Here is a 17,699-nt window from a genome sequence, read left to right on the forward strand (position 1 = left end):
ACCGTAAACTCCCGCCCCTGCCCCTGTTACCCGGAGAACCCCCGTGAGCCCCATCGCCATCACCCGACTGTTGATTCTCGCTGCCGTGTGGGGGGCCAGTTTTCTGTTCATGCGCATCATTGCGCCGGTGCTGGGCACCCTGCCCACCGCCTTCTTTCGCGTCTCCATCGCCTGCGCCGGGTTGCTGGTGATTCTCGCCCTGCTGCGCGTGCGCTGGGACTTCCAGGGCAAACTCAAGGCCTGCCTGTTTCTGGGCATGATCAACTCGGGAATACCCGCAACGCTCTACTCGGTGGCCGCACAGGTGCTGCCCGCCGGCTACTCGGCGATCTTCAACGCCACCACGCCGCTGATGGGCGTGCTGATCGGCGCGCTGTTCTTTCGCGAGGCCATGACCCTGCCCAAGCTGGGCGGCATCTTCCTGGGCCTGTTCGGGGTCGGCATTCTCAGTGGTGCGGGGCCGGTGGCCTTCGACGCCAGGCTCATGCAGGGCGCCCTCTCGTGTCTGGCGGCCACCACCTGCTATGGCTTCTCGGGGTATCTGGCGCGGCGCTGGCTCGACCAGCAGGGCGGCCTGGACAGTCGCCTGTCGGCGCTGGGCAGCATGATGGGCGCCACCTTGCTGTTGCTGCCGCTGTTCGGCTTCAGCGTGATCACCCAGCCACCTGCCAGCTGGGGCGGCTGGCAGGTGTGGTTGTCGCTGCTGGGGCTGGGCCTGTTGTGCACCGCCTTCGCCTACATCCTGTACTTTCGCCTGATCAGCGAAATCGGCCCGGTAAAATCCACCACCGTGACCTTCATGATCCCGGCCTTCGGCGTGCTGTGGGGCGCGTGGCTGCTGGACGAGCCCCTGTCGATGGCGCACCTGTATGGCGGGCTGCTGATTGCCGTGGCCTTGTGGCTGGTGCTCAAGCCGGCCCGCCAGGCCCGTCAGCTGGCCAGCGACTGATCCACCGTGTCAGGCTTGGTCGCGGGCTTGCGGAACACGAACAGCAGGCCCACCACGATCAAGCCCATGCCCAGCAGGCTCAAGGCCGCCAGGCGATTGCCGAAGATCAGGTAGTCCATCACCGCCGTCACCGCCGGCACCAGGTAGAACAGGCTGGTGACATTGACCAGGTTGCCCTTGGCGATCAGCCGGTACAGCAGCAAGGTCGCCAGCAACGACACCACCAGGCCCATCCACAGCACCGAGAACACAAAGCTGGCATTGGGGTTGACCGCCAGCGGCTGGAACGGTGCAAACAGCGCGCACATCAGCAGCCCCGCCAGGTACTGCAAGGGCAGCGTGCCCACCGGGTTGCTGGTGATGCGCTTCTGCATGATCGAGCCGAACGTCATGCTGGCCAGCGCCAGCAGCGCGAACAGCATGCCCGCCAGCGAGATGCCGCCCAGGCCGATGCCCTCGTACACCACCATCACCAGCCCGATCAGCCCCAGGCTCAGGCCGAACAGCCGGCTGAACGAACGCTTGCGCTCCATCAGCACCACCGTGAGGATAGGCTGCACGCCCATCACGGTGGCCATGATGCCGGGCGTCACCTTCAGGTCCAGCGCCAGCAGGTAGAAGATCTGGTAGGCACCGAGCAGCACGCAGCCAGTGGCGATGGCTTGCAGCAACGGGCCGCGACCGCGTGGCCAGTGCAGGCGCAGCAACGGGCCGAGCAGCAGCAGGCCGACAAAGGCAATCGCAAAGCGGATCAGCAGAAAGGCAAAGGGCGAGGCCTGCGCCAGGCCGAGCTTGGAGACGATGGCGCCGCTGCTCCACAGCAGGACGAACAGGCTGGTGGTGGCCGCCGAGGCCACGGATTGTTTCGAGATAACTGACATGAAATGCCACCTGTATTCGGGCAAGTAAGCCGAACGGTCGAGCTGCGCGGTGCAGCCGGCCGTATTCAGTAGGGTTCAGGTGTGGTGGGGGCGCAGCCAGTGGCCGCTCAGCCCAGCACTACAACCACGCCGGGTGGTGCGACAACGCACGCCACGGGGCTACTGACAGGTGGTGGGTAGTGACTGATCATGACCGGCTGCTGGGACCCACGCACGACCACGACCGCGTCGGGCGCGGTAGCGAATACGGTGGTGGGGCGGGAAGCTGGCATGTGCAGGTCTTCGGTGAGGTGAACTGTGGGTGAATATAGCCACACTCGCGACACGGTGCAAGGCCCGCCCCGGCAGGGGCCAACCTTGCACCGAGTGTGGTCAGAACAGCCAGCGGTACAGCAGGTAAGCAACCAGCACCGCCAGCACCGGGCGCAGCACGCGGTAGGCCTTGGGGTTGGCGCGCTTGAAGGTCTTGACCCGGCTGCTGATCACGGTACTGAAGCGTTTGCTCCAGGCATACGCCTGGTTGATGCCGCCCACGCGCTCGTCGTCGGTGTTCTGCGGCGCGGTGGCCCGGCCCAGGAAGGCACTGACCTTGCGGTTGATGCGGGTCATCAGCGGGCTGGTCAGCGGTCGCTCGATATCGCAGAACAGGATCACCCGGGTGGTCTCGGTTTCGTTCTTCACCCAGTGCACGTAGGTTTCATCGAACATCACGTCTTCGCCATCGCGCCAGGCGTAAACCTGGCCGTCGACATAGATGCGGCAGTCGTCCGAGTTCGGCGTGGACAGCCCCAGGTGATAGCGCAGCGAACCGCCGAACGGGTCGCGGTGCGGGTTCAGGTGGCTGCCGCCCGGCAGCAGGGCGAACATCGCGCCCTTGACGTTGGGGATGCTGTTGACCAGCTCGACGGTGCGGGGGCACAGCGCCTCGGCCGATGGCAGCGCCTTGTCGTACCACTTCAGGTAGAAGCGCTTCCAACCCTTCTTGAAGAACGAACCGAAGCCGGCATCGTTGTCTTTTTCGGCGGCGCGGATGTAGCCCTCGTCGAACAAATGCATGGCCTCCTCGCGGATCACCTGCCAGTTGTCCTTGAGCACGTCCAGCTCGGGGAAGCGGCTACGGTCCAGGTAGGGCTTGGAAGGCACCCCGGAAAACAGGTACATCAGGGCGTTATAGGGGGCGAACAGCGCCGAATGGTTGACGAACTGGCGCAACACGGGCAAACGCGCCTTGCCGCGCAGGTGCACGTACAGGGTGCTGCCGAAGAACAGCAGCAGTACACCTGCCTTGGCGACAAAGGAAAAGGTCATGCAACACTCCTTGAATTTCGATCAGGCCATCGCTGCCGGATAATCGGACATGATAAACCGATCCGGCCCCGGTAAAAACAACCGGGGCCGGACATTCAGTGTTGGCAATTGTGCAACAACGCAGTGCGCCGAACATTGAGGCGGATCAGCCTCGGTGGAGCCTGGCGGTGGTTACTGCTGGTTTTCCTGCTCGGTGAACAGGTCGCTGAAGAGCATGCTGGACAGGTAGCGCTCGCCCGAATCGGGCAGGATCACCACGATGGTCTTGCCCTGCATTTCCGGCTTTTCGGCCAGGCGTACCGCCACGGCCATCGCCGCGCCACAGGAGATACCGCACAGGATGCCTTCCTCCTGCATCAGGCGCAGGGCCATGGCCTTGGACTCCTCGTCGCTGGCCAGCTCGACCTGGTCGACCATCGACAGGTCCAGGTTGTTGGGTACGAAACCTGCGCCGATGCCCTGGATCTTGTGCGGGTTGGGCTTGATTTCCTGGCCGGCCAGGGCCTGGGTGATCACCGGAGACACCAGCGGCTCGACCGCCACCGACAGAATCGGCTTGCCCTGGGTGTTCTTGATGTAGCGCGACACACCGGTGATGGTGCCGCCGGTGCCCACGCCGGCAACCAGCACGTCGACCCCGCCGTCGGTGTCGTTCCAGATTTCCGGACCGGTGGTCTTCTCGTGAATGGCCGGGTTGGCCGGGTTGTCGAACTGCGCCGGCATGAAGTAGGTGGCCGGGTCGCTGGCTACGATTTCGGCGGCTTTCTCGATCGCGCCCTTCATGCCCTTGGCAGGCTCGGTCAGCACCAGCTCGGCGCCCAGCGCCTTGAGTACCTTGCGCCGCTCGATGCTCATCGAGGCCGGCATGGTCAGCATCAGCTTGTAGCCGCGCGCAGCGGCCACGAAGGCCAGGCCGATACCGGTGTTGCCCGAGGTCGGCTCGACGATGGTCATGCCCGGCTTGAGCCGGCCGCTGCTTTCGGCGTCCCAGATCATGTTCGCGCCGATCCGGCACTTGACCGAATAGCCGGGGTTGCGCCCCTCGATCTTGGCCAGGATGGTCACGCCCCGCGGGGCGATGCGGTTGATCTGCACCAGCGGCGTGTTGCCGATGGAGTGCGCGTTGTCAGCGAAGATACGGCTCATGGCTTGGGTCCTTTTGGCACCGTGCGAAAACTTCAAGGGTATGCCTGCCCCTGCGGTGCGTCCACCCCGAACGAACCGATGCGCCCGTGCGGCGGTCAACCGATCATCCTCAATCACGGAACCCACGCCGATGAAACGCCGCTACCGCTGGCCCCTATGGGGGCTGCTGGGCATTGCACTGTTGCTGCTGGCCCTGCACCTGACGCTGCCGATCCTGGTACGCAACTACTTGAACGAAAAGCTCGCCGACATGGGCGACTACCGCGGCCAGGTCACCGATGTCGACCTGGCCTTGTGGCGGGGTGCCTACAAGATCAACGGCCTGACCATCGTCAAGACCACGGGCAAGGTGCCGGTGCCGTTTCTGGAGGCGCCGCTGATCGACCTGTCGGTGAGCTGGCATTCACTGTGGTACGACCATGCCGTGGTGGCCGAAGTGACCTTCCTGCGCCCGAAACTGAACTTCGTCGATGGCGGCAACACCCAGGCGTCGCAGACCGGTAAGGGCACCGACTGGCGCGCGCAGCTGAGCAAGCTGCTGCCGATCACCCTCAACGAGCTGCGCATAGACGACGGCACCCTGACCTTTCGCAACTTCAATTCCAAACCGCCGGTCAGCCTTGAAGCGACCCAGCTCAACGCCAGCGTCTACAACCTGACCAACGTGGTGGACGTCGAAGGCAAGCGCGACGCCCGCTTCGAGGGCAAGGCCCGGCTGCTGGGCGACGCGCGGGTGGAAAGCACGGCCACCTTCGACCCGCTGAGCAACTTCGAGGACTTCCAGTTCCGCCTGCGCGCCACCGGCATCCAGCTGCGCCAGATGAACGACTTTGCCAGCGCCTACGGCAAGTTCGACTTCAATGCCGGGCACGGCGACGTGGTGATCGAGGCCGAGGCGAACAAGGGCCAGCTCAAGGGCTACATCAAGCCGTTGTTGCGCGATGTCGAAGTGTTCAACTGGCAGCAGGACGTGGAGAACAAGGACAAGGGGTTTCTGCGCTCGATCTGGGAAGCCCTGGTGGGCGGTACCGAAACGGTGCTCAAGAACCAGCGCAAGAACCAGTTCGCCACGCGCGTGGAGCTTAGCGGCAGCGTGCATCACAGCGATATCAGCGCGTTCGAGGCGTTTTTGCAGATTCTGCGCAACGGCTTCGTGCAGGCATTCAATGCGCGGTATGAACAGGGGCCGCCGAAAGCTGACTGATCCATCGCGGTACTGGCCCTTTCGCTGGCAAGCCAGCGACGAGGCCAGGCCTGCCACCCCGGTTCCATGACCAATCATCCACAGACTGAATACCCCGTCCGCGTTCACAGCCACGCAAGCCCCGCGTTATAGTCGTCGCATGATAGTCACCGCATGACCATTTTTTGAGGATCGGTACATGAAGTTCGAAGGCACCAGCGCATACGTCGCCACAGATGACCTGAAACTGGCCGTCAACGCGGCGATCACCCTGGAGCGCCCGCTGCTGGTCAAGGGCGAACCCGGCACCGGCAAGACCATGCTCGCCGAGCAACTGGCCGAAGCCTTCGGTGCCAAGCTGATCACCTGGCACATCAAGTCCACCACCAAGGCCCACCAGGGCCTCTACGAGTACGATGCGGTCAGCCGCCTGCGCGACTCGCAGCTGGGCGTGGACAAGGTGCACGACGTGCGCAACTACCTGAAAAAGGGCAAGTTGTGGGAGGCCTTCGAAGCCGAGGAGCGGGTCATCCTGCTGATCGACGAAATCGACAAGGCCGACATCGAGTTCCCCAACGACCTGCTGCAGGAACTCGACAAGATGGAGTTCTACGTCTACGAGATCGACGAGACCATCAAGGCCAAACAGCGCCCGATCATCATCATTACCTCCAACAACGAGAAGGAACTGCCCGACGCCTTCCTGCGCCGCTGCTTCTTCCACTACATCGCCTTCCCCGATCGCGCCACGCTGCAGCAGATCGTCGACGTGCACTACCCCAACATCAAGCAGGACCTGGTCAGCGAGGCGCTGGACGTGTTCTTCGACGTGCGCAAGGTGCCGGGCCTGAAGAAAAAACCCTCCACCTCCGAGCTGGTCGACTGGCTCAAGCTGCTGATGGCCGACAACATCGGCGAAGCGGTATTGCGCGAGCGCGACCCGACCAAGGCCATCCCGCCGCTGGCCGGTGCGCTGGTCAAGAACGAGCAGGACGTGCAGTTGCTGGAGCGCCTGGCGTTCATGAGCCGGCGCGGCAACCGCTGAGCCAACGGGGTCATTGCCATGCTGCTGAACCTGTTCAATGAAATGCGCGCGGCCAAGGTGCCGGTGTCGGTACGCGAGTTGCTCGACCTGCTCAATGCCTTGAAGCAGCGGGTGATCTTCGCCGACATGGACGAGTTCTACTATTTGGCGCGCGCCATCCTGGTCAAGGACGAGCGCCACTTCGACAAGTTCGACCGGGCCTTCTCGGCCTACTTCAAGGGCCTTGAAAACCTCGACCACCACCTGGAGGCGCTGATCCCCGAAGACTGGCTGCGCAAGGAATTCGAGCGTTCCCTGACGGATGAAGAGCGTGCGCAGATCCAGTCCCTGGGCGGTCTGGACAAGCTGATCGAAGCGTTCAAGAAACGCCTGGAAGAACAGAAGGAACGCCATGCCGGCGGCAACAAATGGATCGGCACCGGCGGTACCAGCCCGTTCGGCTCGGGCGGCTTCAACCCCGAGGGCATTCGCGTGGGCGATGCCGGCAAGCGCCAGGGCAAGGCGGTCAAGGTATGGGACCAGCGCGAGTACAAGAACCTTGACGACGGGGTGGAACTGGGCACGCGCAACATCAAGCTGGCCTTGCGCCGGCTGCGCAAGTTCGCCCGTCAGGGCGCGGCCGAAGAGCTGGATATCGACGGCACCATCGACCACACCGCGCGCGATGCCGGGCTGCTCAACATCCAGATGCGGCCGGAGCGGCGCAACAGCGTGAAGTTGCTGCTGCTGTTCGACATCGGCGGTTCGATGGACGCCCACGTGAAGATCTGCGAAGAGCTGTTTTCGGCCTGCAAGACCGAGTTCAAGCACCTGGAGTACTACTACTTCCACAACTTCGTGTACGAGTCGGTGTGGAAGAACAACCTGCGCCGCACCTCCGAGCGCACCTCGACCATGGATTTGCTGCACAAGTACGGCGCCGACTACAAGGTGGTGTTCGTTGGCGATGCGGCCATGGCGCCCTACGAGATCACCCAGCCCGGTGGCAGCGTGGAGCACTGGAACGAGGAAGCCGGGTATGTGTGGATGCGCCGCTTCATGGAGAAGTACAAGAAGCTGATCTGGATAAACCCCTACCCCAAGGACACCTGGGGCTATACCGCTTCGACCAACATCGTGCGCGAGCTGGTCGAGGACCGGATGTTCCCGCTGACCTTGCGCGGGCTGGAGGAAGGGATGCGGTCTCTGTCCAAGTAGCGGTGAACCCTTCGCCGGCCTTGCCGGCGAAGAGGCCCTGTCAGTCGGCAAACCTCTGCAGATAAACCTGCTGCTCTCGCCATGCCATCTCCTGCACCACGGCCCGCAACCGCACCACACGCCCCGGCAGCAACTGCGCCAGGCCGGCCAGCGCCAGCGGGGTCAGCGCCCCCAGTCGCGGATAGCCGCCAATCGTCTGCCGATCATTGAGCAACACGATCGGCTGCCCATCCGGCGGTACCTGCACCGCGCCCAGCGGTATCCCCTCCGAGATCATCGGCTGCCCCTGATACTGCAACGCCGGGCCCAGCAGGCGCATGCCCATGCGGTCGGCGCGGGTGTCCAGGGTCCAGTCGCGGTTGAAGGCATCGAACAGGCTCTGCCCGGCAAACTCGCCGATCTGCGCCCCCATCACCAGGTCCAGCACGGTGCAGGTGCCAGGCACGGGTCGAAGCCCTTCGGGCACCTCACGCACACCCGGCGCGTTGCCGGCGTAGCCCAGGCACTCGCCTCGGGCCAATGCCCTGCCCAGTCCCGTCAGCCCGCCCAGCTCCTCGCGCACCACCGTAGCGCAACTGCCCAGCACCTGCGGCGCAGCGAATCCCCCTGGCGCCGCCAGGTAGGCCCGCACACCCTGCAGCGGCTGGGTGAACTGCAGGCGCTGCCCCTTGGCCATCACGAAACTGCGCCACGGCGCCAGCGGCTGGTCGTCGAGCCGTGCGCCCAGGTCAGCACCGGCCAGTGCCAGGCAGCACGCCTGCTCGGCCACCAGCGTCAGCCCGCCCAGGGTGATCTCCACCACCGCCGCCTGCGGTGCATTGCCCAGCAGCCAGTTGGCCCAGCGCATCGATACCCAGTCCAGACCACCGCCCTGGGTCACGCCCAGGTGGCGCACGCCAAAGCGCCCGGAATCCTGCAACAGGCACAGCGGCGTGCTGGCCTCGATCAGCAAGCGGCTCACGGCGACACCTGCAGGGGCGTGTCGTTGCCGCCGAGTGCAAGGAATTCGGCACGCTCCACCGCCACGAAGCGCACCCGGTCGCCCGGCTGCAGCAGGCTGTAGCCCTCGCGCTGGCGATCGAACAGGCGGCTGGGGGTACGCCCGATCAGGTTCCAGCCCCCGGGCGACACCGCCGGGTAGGCCGCCGTCTGGCGCTCGGCGATGCCCACACTGCCGGCTGCCACGCGCTTGCGCGGGGTGGCCAGGCGCGGCGCGGCCAGCGCCTCCTCGACCAGCCCCATGAACGCGAAACCCGGGGCGAAGCCCAGGGCGAACACCTGGTACTCGCGCGCGCTGTGGCGGCGGATCACCCCCGCCACGGAGTCGCCGCTGCGCTGCGCCAGCAAGGCCAGCTCGGGCCCGACGCTGGGGTCGTACCACACCGGAATGTCGTGGCGCTGCCCTGCCCCGCCCTCGTCGGGGCGAAGACCTTCGAGCGCCTGCGCGATACGCTCGCGGGCCTGGGTGGGCGACAGGTCGAAATGCACCATCACGGTGGTGTACGACGGCACCAGATCGATCAGCTGCGCCGCAAAGGCTGCGCGCAGACGCTGGGTGGCAGCGAGCATCCAGGGCATGTTGGACTCATCGATCGCATCGAACAGGCGCACCATCAGGCAATCGACAGCAACCACCTCGACGCGCCACTTCATGGCGCCGCCTGCGCATCGAGAGCCTGACGAATCTGCCGCACCGCAGCCACCGAGCTGGCATTGTCGCCATGCACACACAGCGTATGGGCCTGCAGGCGCAGTGCGCTGCCATCACTGGCAACCAGCGGCTCGCCCCGTGCCAGGCGCAGGGCCTGCTCGACGATCAGGGCCGGGTCGTGGTGCACGGCACCGGGCAGGCGCCGCGACAGCAGGCGTCCGGCGGGGTCGTAGGCACGGTCGGCAAAGGCCTCGAACCACAACGTGACGCCATATTCGTCACCCAGTGCCTGGGCCGCGCGATTGTCGGCCGTGGCCATCAGCATCAGCGGCAGGCTGCGGTCGTAGGCGGCCACCGCCTCGATCACCGCACGCAGCTTGCCCGGCTCGGCCATCATGTCGTTGTACAGCGCCCCGTGGGGTTTGACGTAGGCCACCTGGGTCTTCTGGGTACGGCAGATACCGTCCAGCGCGCCGATCTGGTAATGCAGCAGGTCGCGAATCTCTTCATTGCTGCAGGCCATCGAGCGGCGTCCGAAACCGGCCAGGTCCTGGTACGCCGGGTGCGCCCCCACCAGCACGCCCCCGGCCACGGCCAGCGCCACGGTGGTGCGCATGATGCCCGGGTCGCCAGCATGAAAACCGCAGGCGATGTTGGCGCAATCGATAAAGGGCATCACTTCGGCATCCAGCCCCATGCTCCAGCTGCCGAAACTTTCACCCATGTCGCAATTGAGTAGCAGGCGGCTCACGCGCGTTGCTCCTGTGTCGGGTGGGGGGGCGGCCCGGAGGCCGTCTAGCGCCAGCTCGGCTCCACCGGCTTGCGCCGACCGCCGAGGATCGCCCAGCCGATCAGCATCAGCAGGCTCTCGATCACCAGTGCCAGCAGCATGGCGCTGGCCAGGCCCCAGGCCATCGCCTCGGGCGCCAGCAGGATCTGGTAGCTGTAGCCCTTGAGGGTTTCCTCGCGCAAGGCCGGGTCGGCCGCCACCAGTACGTGCCAGGTGCGTACCAGCCACGGGCGCTGCAGGGTCTGCCACTCTTCTTCGAGCAGGCGATTGCGCGCCACCAGGCTGTCGATGCTGTCGGCATCGCTGTTGAACACCGGGTCGTCGCTGGCACGGTAGTGACGTACCAGCGCCTGCAGGTCGCCATTGAAAAAGCGCTGCGCGGTCTGGTTGAAGCCCTTGAGGCCCTCGCGCGATTCGAGCAGGTGCGCCTCGACCCGCTGGGTGTAATCGTTGATCAGCCCGGGGATCTGCACACCGACCAGCAGGCCGAAGGTAAACAACAGCAAACGCAGGTAACTTCTGAACATGAAGGCTGATCCTTAGCTGGCCTGACCCTGGGCAATGCATTCACCGCGCCGCCACAGGCCCCACTGGCCAGGCTCGTAGCGGTGCCAGATCTCGTCCTCGGTCAAGGCCTCGGTGGCAATGACGGTGACCACGTCGTTGGGCGTGGTCTCGGCCTGGAAGTCGACGATCATGTCCACGTCCTTGAGCCGCGCCGGGCCGAACGGTGCACGCCGGGTGATGTGTACCAGCTTGGTCGAACAGAAGCAGAACAGCCAGTCGCCATCGCTGAGCAGGCAGTTGAACACGCCCTTGCCACGGAACTCGGCGCAGGCCTGCACCAGCACCGGGATCAGCTCTTCGACCTCGACCGGTTCGGGGAATGCCTCGCGGATGCGGTTGAGCAGGTCGCAGAAGGCGGCCTCGCTGTCGGTATCGCCCACCGGGCGGTAGAAGGTGCGTTGCCCCTGGAAGTCGCCCAGCTGGCCGTTGTGTGCGAAGCACCAGTTGCGCCCCCACAGTTCGCGCACGAACGGGTGGGTGTTGGACAGGCACACCTTGCCCACGTTGGCCTGGCGAATGTGGCCGATGACCACCTCGCTCTTGATCGGATAACGCTGCACCAGGTTGGCGACTTCCGACTCGCAGCTGGCCGCCGGGTCCTGGAACAGGCGCAGGCCACGGCCTTCATAAAAGCCGATGCCCCAGCCGTCACGGTGCGGCCCGGTACGTCCGCCACGCTGCATCAGCCCGGTGAAGCTGAACACGATATCGGTAGGGACATTGGCGCTCATGCCCAGTAATTCACACATGCAGGGGTCGCTCCAGGGCGGATCTTACAAACGCGGTTCGAGGCGCTCGCGGCTGCCGCCGGCGGGTGCTTCAGGGGGTTCGCTGCGGTAGCGGTCACGGCTGTCGGCGGCGAACGGCTGGTCGTCCAGCGGCTCGTCGGCATCGCGCCTGGCGGCGGCTTCGGCAGCGGCGCGGCGGGCCTTGGCACGGCGCTCCAGCGGCCAGCGCAGCAGCACGAACACGCCATACAGGATGAACGCGATCATGCCGTACATGGCCAGGTCGGACGCGGCGCGCAGCACGTTGTTGCCGACCTTGAAGGCCAGGTCCAGGGCAGTGATGGCAATGGCCGGGGCGAACTTCTCCTTCACCGGGTCGATGATGGTCGGGGTCAGCAGCAGCACTGCCATGATCACCCGCAGCGGCTCGCGCAACCAGCGCCACATCCACGCGGTCAGGCGAAAGCCCACCAGCAGGCAACCCAGGGCGGCCAGGGCATAGAGTCCCCAGGCGAGCAGATAATCGTTCTCGGTCATGGCGTCCGTGGCAAGCTAGGCAAATAGATGCTTATGATAACGACTTTTCAGCGCGCAGGCGCGCCCCAGCAAAGAGAACCCCGCATGTCCGCAGCTGCCAACGCCCCCCAAGCCCCGATCGCCCGCCAGGATGCCGGCACCGATCCCTATGCCTGGTTGCAGGCCCGGGACACTCCCGAGGTGCTGGCCTACCTGAACGCGGAAAACGCCTATCAGGAGGCGCAACTGGCCGACCAGGCCGGGTTGCGCGAGCAGCTGTTCGAAGAGATCCGTGGCCGCATTCTCGAAACCGACCTGTCGCTGGCCTCGCCCTGGGGCCCCTACCTTTACTACACCCGCACCACCGCCGGCGACGAGTACCCGCGTCATTACCGCTGCCCACGCCCGGCCGACGATTCGCCGACGGTCGATGAAAGCTGCGAAGAGCTGCTGCTGGACCCCAACCTGCTGGCCGCCGGCGGCTTCCTCAGCCTGGGCGCCTTCAACATCAGCCCCGACCACCAGCGCCTGGCCTACAGCCTGGATACCAGCGGCGACGAGGTCTACACCCTGTACGTCAAGGACCTGGCCAGCGGCGCGGTCGAACAGCTGCCGTTCGAAGACTGCGACGGCAGCATGACCTGGGCCAACGACAGCCAGACGCTGTTCTTCGCCGAACTGGACGACACCCACCGCCCGCACCGGCTGATGCGTCATCGCTTGGGCACCCAAGGGGCGGTGCAGGTGTTCGAGGAGGCCGACGGTCGCTTCTTCCTGCACTGCTACCGCGCCAGCTCCGAGCGCCAGCTGATCCTGCTGCTCAACAGCAAGACCACCAGCGAGGCCTGGGTACTGGATGCGCACACCCCGGAACAGGCGTTCACCTGCCTGGCACCACGGGTCGAAGGCCATGAGTACTACCCTGACCATGGCCAGTTGAACGGCCACTGGCACTGGTTCATCCGCAGCAACCAGCAAGGCATCAATTTCGCCCTGTTCCACGGCCCGGCCGACACCCTGCCAACCCACGAGCAGTGGCAGGTACTGGTGCCGCACCGCGACACCGTGATGCTCGAGGGGCTGACCCTGAACGCCAGCGCCGTGACCCTGAGCCTGCGCGAAAGCGGCCTGCCGATCATCGAGGTGCGCCCCCACGGCCTGCCCACCTACCGCGTCGAGCTGCCGGATGCAGCCTACAGCCTGTACGTGCAGGACAGCCTGGAGTTCGACAGCCCACGCATCCGCCTGCGCTACGAGGCGCTGAACCGCCCTGCGCAGGTACGCCAGCTGACGCTTGCCGATGGTCAGCAGCAGGTGCTCAAGCAGACCCCGGTGCTCGGCCCGTTCGACCCCGACGCCTACGTCAGCCAGCGCCTGTGGGCCACCGCCGGCGACGGCACGCAGGTACCGATCAGCCTGGTTCAGCGCCGTGAGGACCTCGGCAAGCCGGTGCCGCTGTATCTGTACGGCTACGGTGCCTACGGCGAAAGCCTGGACCCGTGGTTTTCCCATGCGCGCCTGAGCCTGCTGGAGCGCGGCGTGGCCTTCGCCATTGCCCACGTGCGCGGCGGCGGCGAACTGGGCGAGGCCTGGTACCGGGCCGGCAAGCAGGAGCACAAGCCCAACACCTTCAGCGACTTCATCGCCTGCGCCGAACACCTGATCGCCACCGGCGTGACCGATGCCGAGCACCTGGCGATCAGTGGCGGCAGTGCCGGCGGGCTGCTGATCGGCGCGGTGCTCAACCAGCGTCCCGAGCTGTTCAAGGCGGCGATTGCCGAGGTGCCGTTCGTCGACGTGCTCAACACCATGCTCGACCCCGATCTGCCGCTGACCGTCACCGAGTATGACGAGTGGGGCAACCCGCAGGAGCCCGAGGTGCACGCGCGCATCAAGGCGTATGCGCCCTACGAGAACGTGAAGGCCCAGGCCTACCCTGCCCTGCTGGTGGTGGCCGGTTACAACGACAGCCGCGTGCAGTACTGGGAGGCGGCCAAGTGGGTGGCCAAGCTGCGCGTGCACAAGACCGATGACAACCTGCTGCTGCTCAAGACCGAGCTGGGCGCCGGGCATGGCGGCATGAGCGGGCGCTACCAGGGGCTCAAGGACGTGGCACTGGAGTACGCGTTCGTATTTAAAGTGCTGGGCCTGGTGTAATTCAGGATTTCTGTTGTCTGAATCAGCAATTCGCCGGTAACGCCGGCTCCTGCAAGCTATGCACTGGCCATTGCAGGAGCCGGCCTTGCCGGCGAAAACCAGACACCACAAACCTCCAAGAAAAAGACCAACCGCGATGCCCGACCCGACCTCCCTGAACAACGAAATTCGCGACATGCTCATGGACTGCGGCCTGTTCGACCAACTGCTGCCGCCTGACTTTCAGACCGCTGCCGGCTACTTCAGCATCAGCACCATCGCCCAGGGCGAGGAAATCTTCCACGAAGGCGATGCCGGCACCTTCATGTGCATCATCCACGCGGGCCAGGTATCGGTACGCAAGACCGACCCCGACGAGCATCAGGTGGAGATCGCCACCCTGCGCAAGGGCCGCGCCTTTGGCGAGATGGCCGTGCTGGACGGCGAACGCCGATCGGCCAGCTGCGTGGCCGCCAGCGACTGTCAACTGCTCAACCTGGGCAAGGACTCACTGGAAAAAATGCTCAACGAAACGCCCAAGGTGGCCGCCAAGATCATCCGCGCCCTGGCCGTGGCACTGTCGCGTCGCCTGCGCATGCTCGACGGCCAGCGTCTCTCGCAGCAGGTCTAGCCCTCGCGCGGTTTGTCCTTGCCGGCATCCGGCGCAAGCCCTGGCAGCGGCTGGTCCTTCGGCGGGCTGGGCAAGGGAATCGGCGGCAACAGCGGCGCACCCGACGAGCCCTGCCCTGCACGGGGGATGGTCGACGGGGCCACCTGCGGGTAAGGGGTGGGCGTGGGCGTACCCGGTGCACCCGGTACCGGTGCGAGGGTGCGTGGCTGCAGGTCCGCAGCCTGGGCCTGGCCGAGCCAGGCAATCAACAGCAGGGCAATGCTCGCATGGCGCATGGGGCGGGCTCCTGGAGAGTGCTGCCTACAGGCTACGCGCAAGCGCTGCGGTTTGCCTGTCCGAAATGCCCGTCATGGCGCTAAACTTCACGGCATAACCGTAACAAGCCCGAGAAAGGTACAACCATGAGTTCGGCAACCTCTTCCGCCGCCGCCACCGCGCGGCTGGACCGCATCCTCGCCGATGCCAAGCGCGACAAGGAAATGGGCTACCGCGACAAGGCCCTGCGCATGTACCCCCACGTGTGCGGCCGCTGCGCCCGCGAATTCGCCGGCAAGCGCCTGAGCGAACTGACCGTGCACCACCGCGACCACAACCACGACAACAACCCCCAGGACGGTTCGAACTGGGAACTGCTGTGCCTGTACTGCCACGACAACGAGCACTCGCGCTACACCGACCAGCAGTACTTCAGCGAAGGCTCCACCGCCAGCCCAAGCATCGCCAAGGCCACCCATAACCCGTTCGCCGGGCTGGCCGGGCTGCTCAAGAAAGACTGACCCTGCGCCCCACCCGTGCCGGCAAGCCCGTATAATCGCGTCTTTTTTCTCAAGGGCCCCGGCACGTGGCGAACAAACGGTACAGCTGCATTGGTCTGTTCAACCCCAAATCAGCGGAGAACGTCGGTTCGGTGATGCGTGCGGCGGGTTGCTATGGCGTGAACTCGGTGTTCTACACCGGCAAGCGCTACGAGCGCGCCCGCGACTTCGTCACCGACACCAAGCGGGTGCACTATGACATCCCGCTGATCGGCATCGACGACCTGCAGAAGATCATCCCGCTGGGCTGCACACCGGTTGCCGTCGAACTGGTCGAGGGCGCCCGCCCGCTGCCCGAATACACTCACCCCGACCGCGCGATCTACATCTTCGGCCCTGAAGACGGCTCGCTGGATGCCGACGTGCGCGCCTGGTGCGAAGAGACCATCTACATCCCGACCAATGGCTGCATGAACCTCGCTGCCACCGTCAACGTGGTGCTCTACGACCGCATGGCCAAGGGCCTGAACACCCGCTCCGGGCCCAAATTCAAGTAATCCGCGGGAACGTCCTGGCGGCCCTGGCGGTCTGCTGACTATCCATGCCCCCACAGGAGTACGACCATGTCCCAGAACAAGACCCTGACCCTGGCCACACCGTTTCAGAGCAAGACCGAACACAACGTGCAAGGCTGGGAGCGCGCTGGCTCCCTGGCCACGGGTGTGGTGATGGTCGGCAAGGGGCTGCGTCGCGGCGGTTTCTTCGGCCTGATCCAGATCGCCATCGGCGGCGTGGCGCTGGCCCGGGGCATCACCGGACACAGTTCGGCCAAGAGCCTGATCGAGCGCGGGCGCCGCGACCTGGATCAGATCCGCAGCAAGATCGAACGCACCGGTGAAGAACTCAGCGTGCTGAAGGCCAATGCGCAAGCGGCCACCCACAGCGCCACGATCACCGGCAACGACTCGCTCAAAAGCCCCAAAGCCTAACGCAACAGCTTGGTGTCCAGCACCTCGGAGCCACGTCCCAGCACGTTTTCACTGAGCTGGATGAACTCCGCGGTGCTGACGCTGTTGAGGCGCATCAGGCCCTGGGTCACGTCGTCCAGCGAACGCTGGTTATGCGTGTGCAGGCGGATCTCGCGGTCCAGCGCCTGCAGCAGCAACACCGCACGGGCCACCCCCGCATCGGTGATCTGCTCGCCGCGCAGCGTGGTGACCTTTTCACCCTGCCTGGCCAGCCGGGCCTGCACCGCCTGGTAGCGGTCCTCGGTGATGCCGCCGGCACGGCGCAGCAGTTCGATGCCGTAGTATTCGGCCAGCCCCTCGCCAATCCAGTCACTGCGCTCCTGGTCGTTGACCTGGGCGAACACCCGCACCAGTTCGCGCAACAACGGGCTGCTGCCGTTCTCGTTGACCAACGGGCGATTGCTGTTGAGGTAGATCGAGTGGCAGCCGGCCCGGGTGCCGCGCCACAACTGGTCGCGGGCGCCCACCAGCAGCAGCTTGGGCGGGTTGCGCGGGAACACGCTCTGCAGCTGTGGCCACACGAAGGTCAGCAGGGTCAGGGTGTCCATGCGCCGCAGGCCCTGGCCCTGGGGCCCGGCGACGGTGACCTCGGTCTCGCCCAGACGGGTGCGCCGGCTGCCCAGGTTGCCGGCGAGCATCCAGCCGGTAGGTCGGTCGAACAGCCGCGAAGGGTTGTCGATGCGGAAACGCTGCTTGCCAATCCGCGGCCAGGGCGTTTCGACACTCTTCCAGTCGCCCGGCAACTCGAACACCAGGCGCGCGACCAGCTCGGTGCCGTCCTGCTGGTCGAGGCGCGCGGCAGGCACCAGGTCATCGCCCCGGAACAAGGCCCATTGCGCAGTGATGCGGCTGTCGTAGCCGGCGTTCTTCAGGGCATGGTTAAGCTGTACCCGGTAGCTCAGGCTGGACACTCCCGCCCCCGGCTGCCACAGGCCACGGCGTGCTCCGGCCTGCAACTGCCAGGCGCCATCGGCCTTGAAATCGCTGTAGACGGCTTCCTTGCCCAGGTCGAAATCCAGGCTGCGCACCGCTGCGCCGTCGGCCAGGGTCAGGCGCACCTCGGCCTGCCCGCTCTGGGGCAGCAGGCGCACGTGGTAATCCAGGTCGACCTTCTTCGCCCAGGCGCCATGGCTCGCCAGCAACAGCGCAGCCCCCAGCAAACAGCGACGTATCTCCATTCACATCCCC

General features: G+C 65.4%; 20 protein-coding genes. 9 read left to right on the forward strand and 11 right to left on the reverse strand.

Going from position 1 to position 17,699, the window contains the following annotated elements:
• The first annotated feature begins 43 nt into the window (after window positions 1-43).
• Complete coding sequence (locus DN388_RS04120; protein WP_054914956.1) at window positions 44-949, forward strand: DMT family transporter; 906 nt, start codon at window positions 44-46, stop codon at window positions 947-949.
• Here the strand turns inward: DN388_RS04120 and DN388_RS04125 are convergent.
• The 3 genes from DN388_RS04125 to cysK form a co-directional block, all read right to left on the reverse strand.
• Entirely contained in the window at window positions 931-1,830 is a 900-nt protein-coding gene (locus tag DN388_RS04125) for a DMT family transporter (RefSeq protein WP_254996922.1), read from the reverse strand. The two genes, DN388_RS04120 and DN388_RS04125, sit on opposite strands and share 19 nt — an antisense overlap.
• A gap of 372 nt (window positions 1,831-2,202) precedes the next feature.
• Complete coding sequence (locus DN388_RS04130; protein ID WP_043864185.1) at window positions 2,203-3,138, reverse strand: aspartyl/asparaginyl beta-hydroxylase domain-containing protein; 936 nt, start codon at window positions 3,136-3,138, stop codon at window positions 2,203-2,205.
• A gap of 171 nt (window positions 3,139-3,309) precedes the next feature.
• Window positions 3,310-4,284 carry a cysteine synthase A gene (cysK, locus tag DN388_RS04135; protein ID WP_043864186.1) on the reverse strand — a complete coding sequence of 325 codons (975 nt, stop codon included), beginning with the start codon at window positions 4,282-4,284 and terminating at the stop codon, window positions 3,310-3,312.
• 130 nt (window positions 4,285-4,414) lie between these two features.
• Between cysK and DN388_RS04140 the strand changes: the two genes are divergently transcribed.
• The 3 genes from DN388_RS04140 to DN388_RS04150 all read left to right on the forward strand — a co-directional run bounded on the left by DN388_RS04140 (window position 4,415) and on the right by DN388_RS04150 (window position 7,709).
• Window positions 4,415-5,488, forward strand: coding sequence for a DUF748 domain-containing protein (locus DN388_RS04140; RefSeq protein WP_054914958.1), 1,074 nt, complete (start codon window positions 4,415-4,417; stop codon window positions 5,486-5,488).
• Between the two features lie 178 nt (window positions 5,489-5,666).
• The gene (locus DN388_RS04145) at window positions 5,667-6,512 is read left to right on the forward strand and encodes a MoxR family ATPase (RefSeq protein ID WP_043864188.1); all 846 of its coding nucleotides are present in this window, start codon (window positions 5,667-5,669) and stop codon (window positions 6,510-6,512) included.
• 18 nt (window positions 6,513-6,530) lie between these two features.
• On the forward strand, window positions 6,531-7,709 hold the full coding sequence (locus tag DN388_RS04150; RefSeq protein ID WP_254996940.1) for a VWA domain-containing protein: 1,179 nt from the start codon (window positions 6,531-6,533) through the stop codon (window positions 7,707-7,709).
• Window positions 7,710-7,749: 40 nt separating this feature from the next.
• Here the strand turns inward: DN388_RS04150 and DN388_RS04155 are convergent, their stop codons facing one another.
• From DN388_RS04155 to DN388_RS04180, 6 genes are read right to left on the reverse strand one after another with little or no spacing between them, the layout of a single operon-like run.
• Window positions 7,750-8,670, reverse strand: coding sequence for a biotin-dependent carboxyltransferase family protein (locus DN388_RS04155; protein ID WP_253087234.1), 921 nt, complete (start codon window positions 8,668-8,670; stop codon window positions 7,750-7,752).
• Complete coding sequence (gene pxpB / locus DN388_RS04160) at window positions 8,667-9,362, reverse strand: 5-oxoprolinase subunit PxpB (RefSeq protein WP_254996945.1); 696 nt, start codon at window positions 9,360-9,362, stop codon at window positions 8,667-8,669. Before pxpB ends, DN388_RS04155 begins: the two co-directional genes overlap by 4 nt.
• Entirely contained in the window at window positions 9,359-10,111 is a 753-nt protein-coding gene (locus DN388_RS04165) for a 5-oxoprolinase subunit PxpA (protein WP_043864192.1), read from the reverse strand. The genes pxpB and DN388_RS04165 overlap by 4 nt, the downstream gene beginning before the upstream one ends.
• A gap of 44 nt (window positions 10,112-10,155) precedes the next feature.
• Window positions 10,156-10,677, reverse strand: a complete 522-nt coding sequence (locus DN388_RS04170; protein ID WP_054914961.1) for a DUF2937 family protein — start codon at window positions 10,675-10,677, stop codon at window positions 10,156-10,158.
• Between the two features lie 12 nt (window positions 10,678-10,689).
• The gene (locus tag DN388_RS04175) at window positions 10,690-11,466 is read right to left on the reverse strand and encodes a class II glutamine amidotransferase (protein WP_043864194.1); all 777 of its coding nucleotides are present in this window, start codon (window positions 11,464-11,466) and stop codon (window positions 10,690-10,692) included.
• 24 nt (window positions 11,467-11,490) lie between these two features.
• The gene (locus DN388_RS04180) at window positions 11,491-11,982 is read right to left on the reverse strand and encodes a hypothetical protein (protein WP_043864195.1); all 492 of its coding nucleotides are present in this window, start codon (window positions 11,980-11,982) and stop codon (window positions 11,491-11,493) included.
• 84 nt (window positions 11,983-12,066) lie between these two features.
• Here DN388_RS04180 and DN388_RS04185 point away from each other — a divergent pair, with 84 nt between their 5' ends.
• Both DN388_RS04185 and DN388_RS04190 read left to right on the forward strand, forming a co-directional pair.
• A complete protein-coding gene (locus DN388_RS04185; protein ID WP_254996951.1) occupies window positions 12,067-14,118 on the forward strand; it encodes a S9 family peptidase in 2,052 nt (683 codons plus the stop codon).
• A gap of 136 nt (window positions 14,119-14,254) precedes the next feature.
• A complete protein-coding gene (locus tag DN388_RS04190; RefSeq protein WP_043864197.1) occupies window positions 14,255-14,728 on the forward strand; it encodes a cyclic nucleotide-binding domain-containing protein in 474 nt (157 codons plus the stop codon).
• Here DN388_RS04190 and DN388_RS04195 read toward each other — a convergent pair.
• Complete coding sequence (locus tag DN388_RS04195; RefSeq protein ID WP_043864198.1) at window positions 14,725-15,003, reverse strand: hypothetical protein; 279 nt, start codon at window positions 15,001-15,003, stop codon at window positions 14,725-14,727. The two genes, DN388_RS04190 and DN388_RS04195, sit on opposite strands and share 4 nt — an antisense overlap.
• A 126-nt stretch (window positions 15,004-15,129) precedes the next feature.
• On the opposite strand from DN388_RS04195, the gene DN388_RS04200 reads away from it, so the two are divergent.
• The 3 genes from DN388_RS04200 (at window position 15,130) to DN388_RS04210 (ending at window position 16,472) form a co-directional block, all read left to right on the forward strand.
• The gene (locus DN388_RS04200) at window positions 15,130-15,504 is read left to right on the forward strand and encodes a YajD family HNH nuclease (protein WP_043864199.1); all 375 of its coding nucleotides are present in this window, start codon (window positions 15,130-15,132) and stop codon (window positions 15,502-15,504) included.
• Between the two features lie 65 nt (window positions 15,505-15,569).
• Window positions 15,570-16,040 (forward strand): RNA methyltransferase, encoded by a 471-nt coding sequence (locus DN388_RS04205; protein ID WP_043864200.1) that lies wholly within the window; start codon window positions 15,570-15,572, stop codon window positions 16,038-16,040.
• 66 nt (window positions 16,041-16,106) lie between these two features.
• Window positions 16,107-16,472 (forward strand): DUF2892 domain-containing protein, encoded by a 366-nt coding sequence (locus DN388_RS04210; protein WP_254996961.1) that lies wholly within the window; start codon window positions 16,107-16,109, stop codon window positions 16,470-16,472.
• Here the strand turns inward: DN388_RS04210 and DN388_RS04215 are convergent.
• Window positions 16,469-17,689 carry a hypothetical protein gene (locus tag DN388_RS04215; protein ID WP_254996964.1) on the reverse strand — a complete coding sequence of 407 codons (1,221 nt, stop codon included), beginning with the start codon at window positions 17,687-17,689 and terminating at the stop codon, window positions 16,469-16,471. The two genes, DN388_RS04210 and DN388_RS04215, sit on opposite strands and share 4 nt — an antisense overlap.
• Window positions 17,690-17,699 lie beyond the last annotated feature (10 nt).

This window comes from Pseudomonas sp. S12(2018) (assembly GCF_024355235.1).
Classification (GTDB): domain Bacteria; phylum Pseudomonadota; class Gammaproteobacteria; order Pseudomonadales; family Pseudomonadaceae; genus Aquipseudomonas; species Aquipseudomonas palmensis.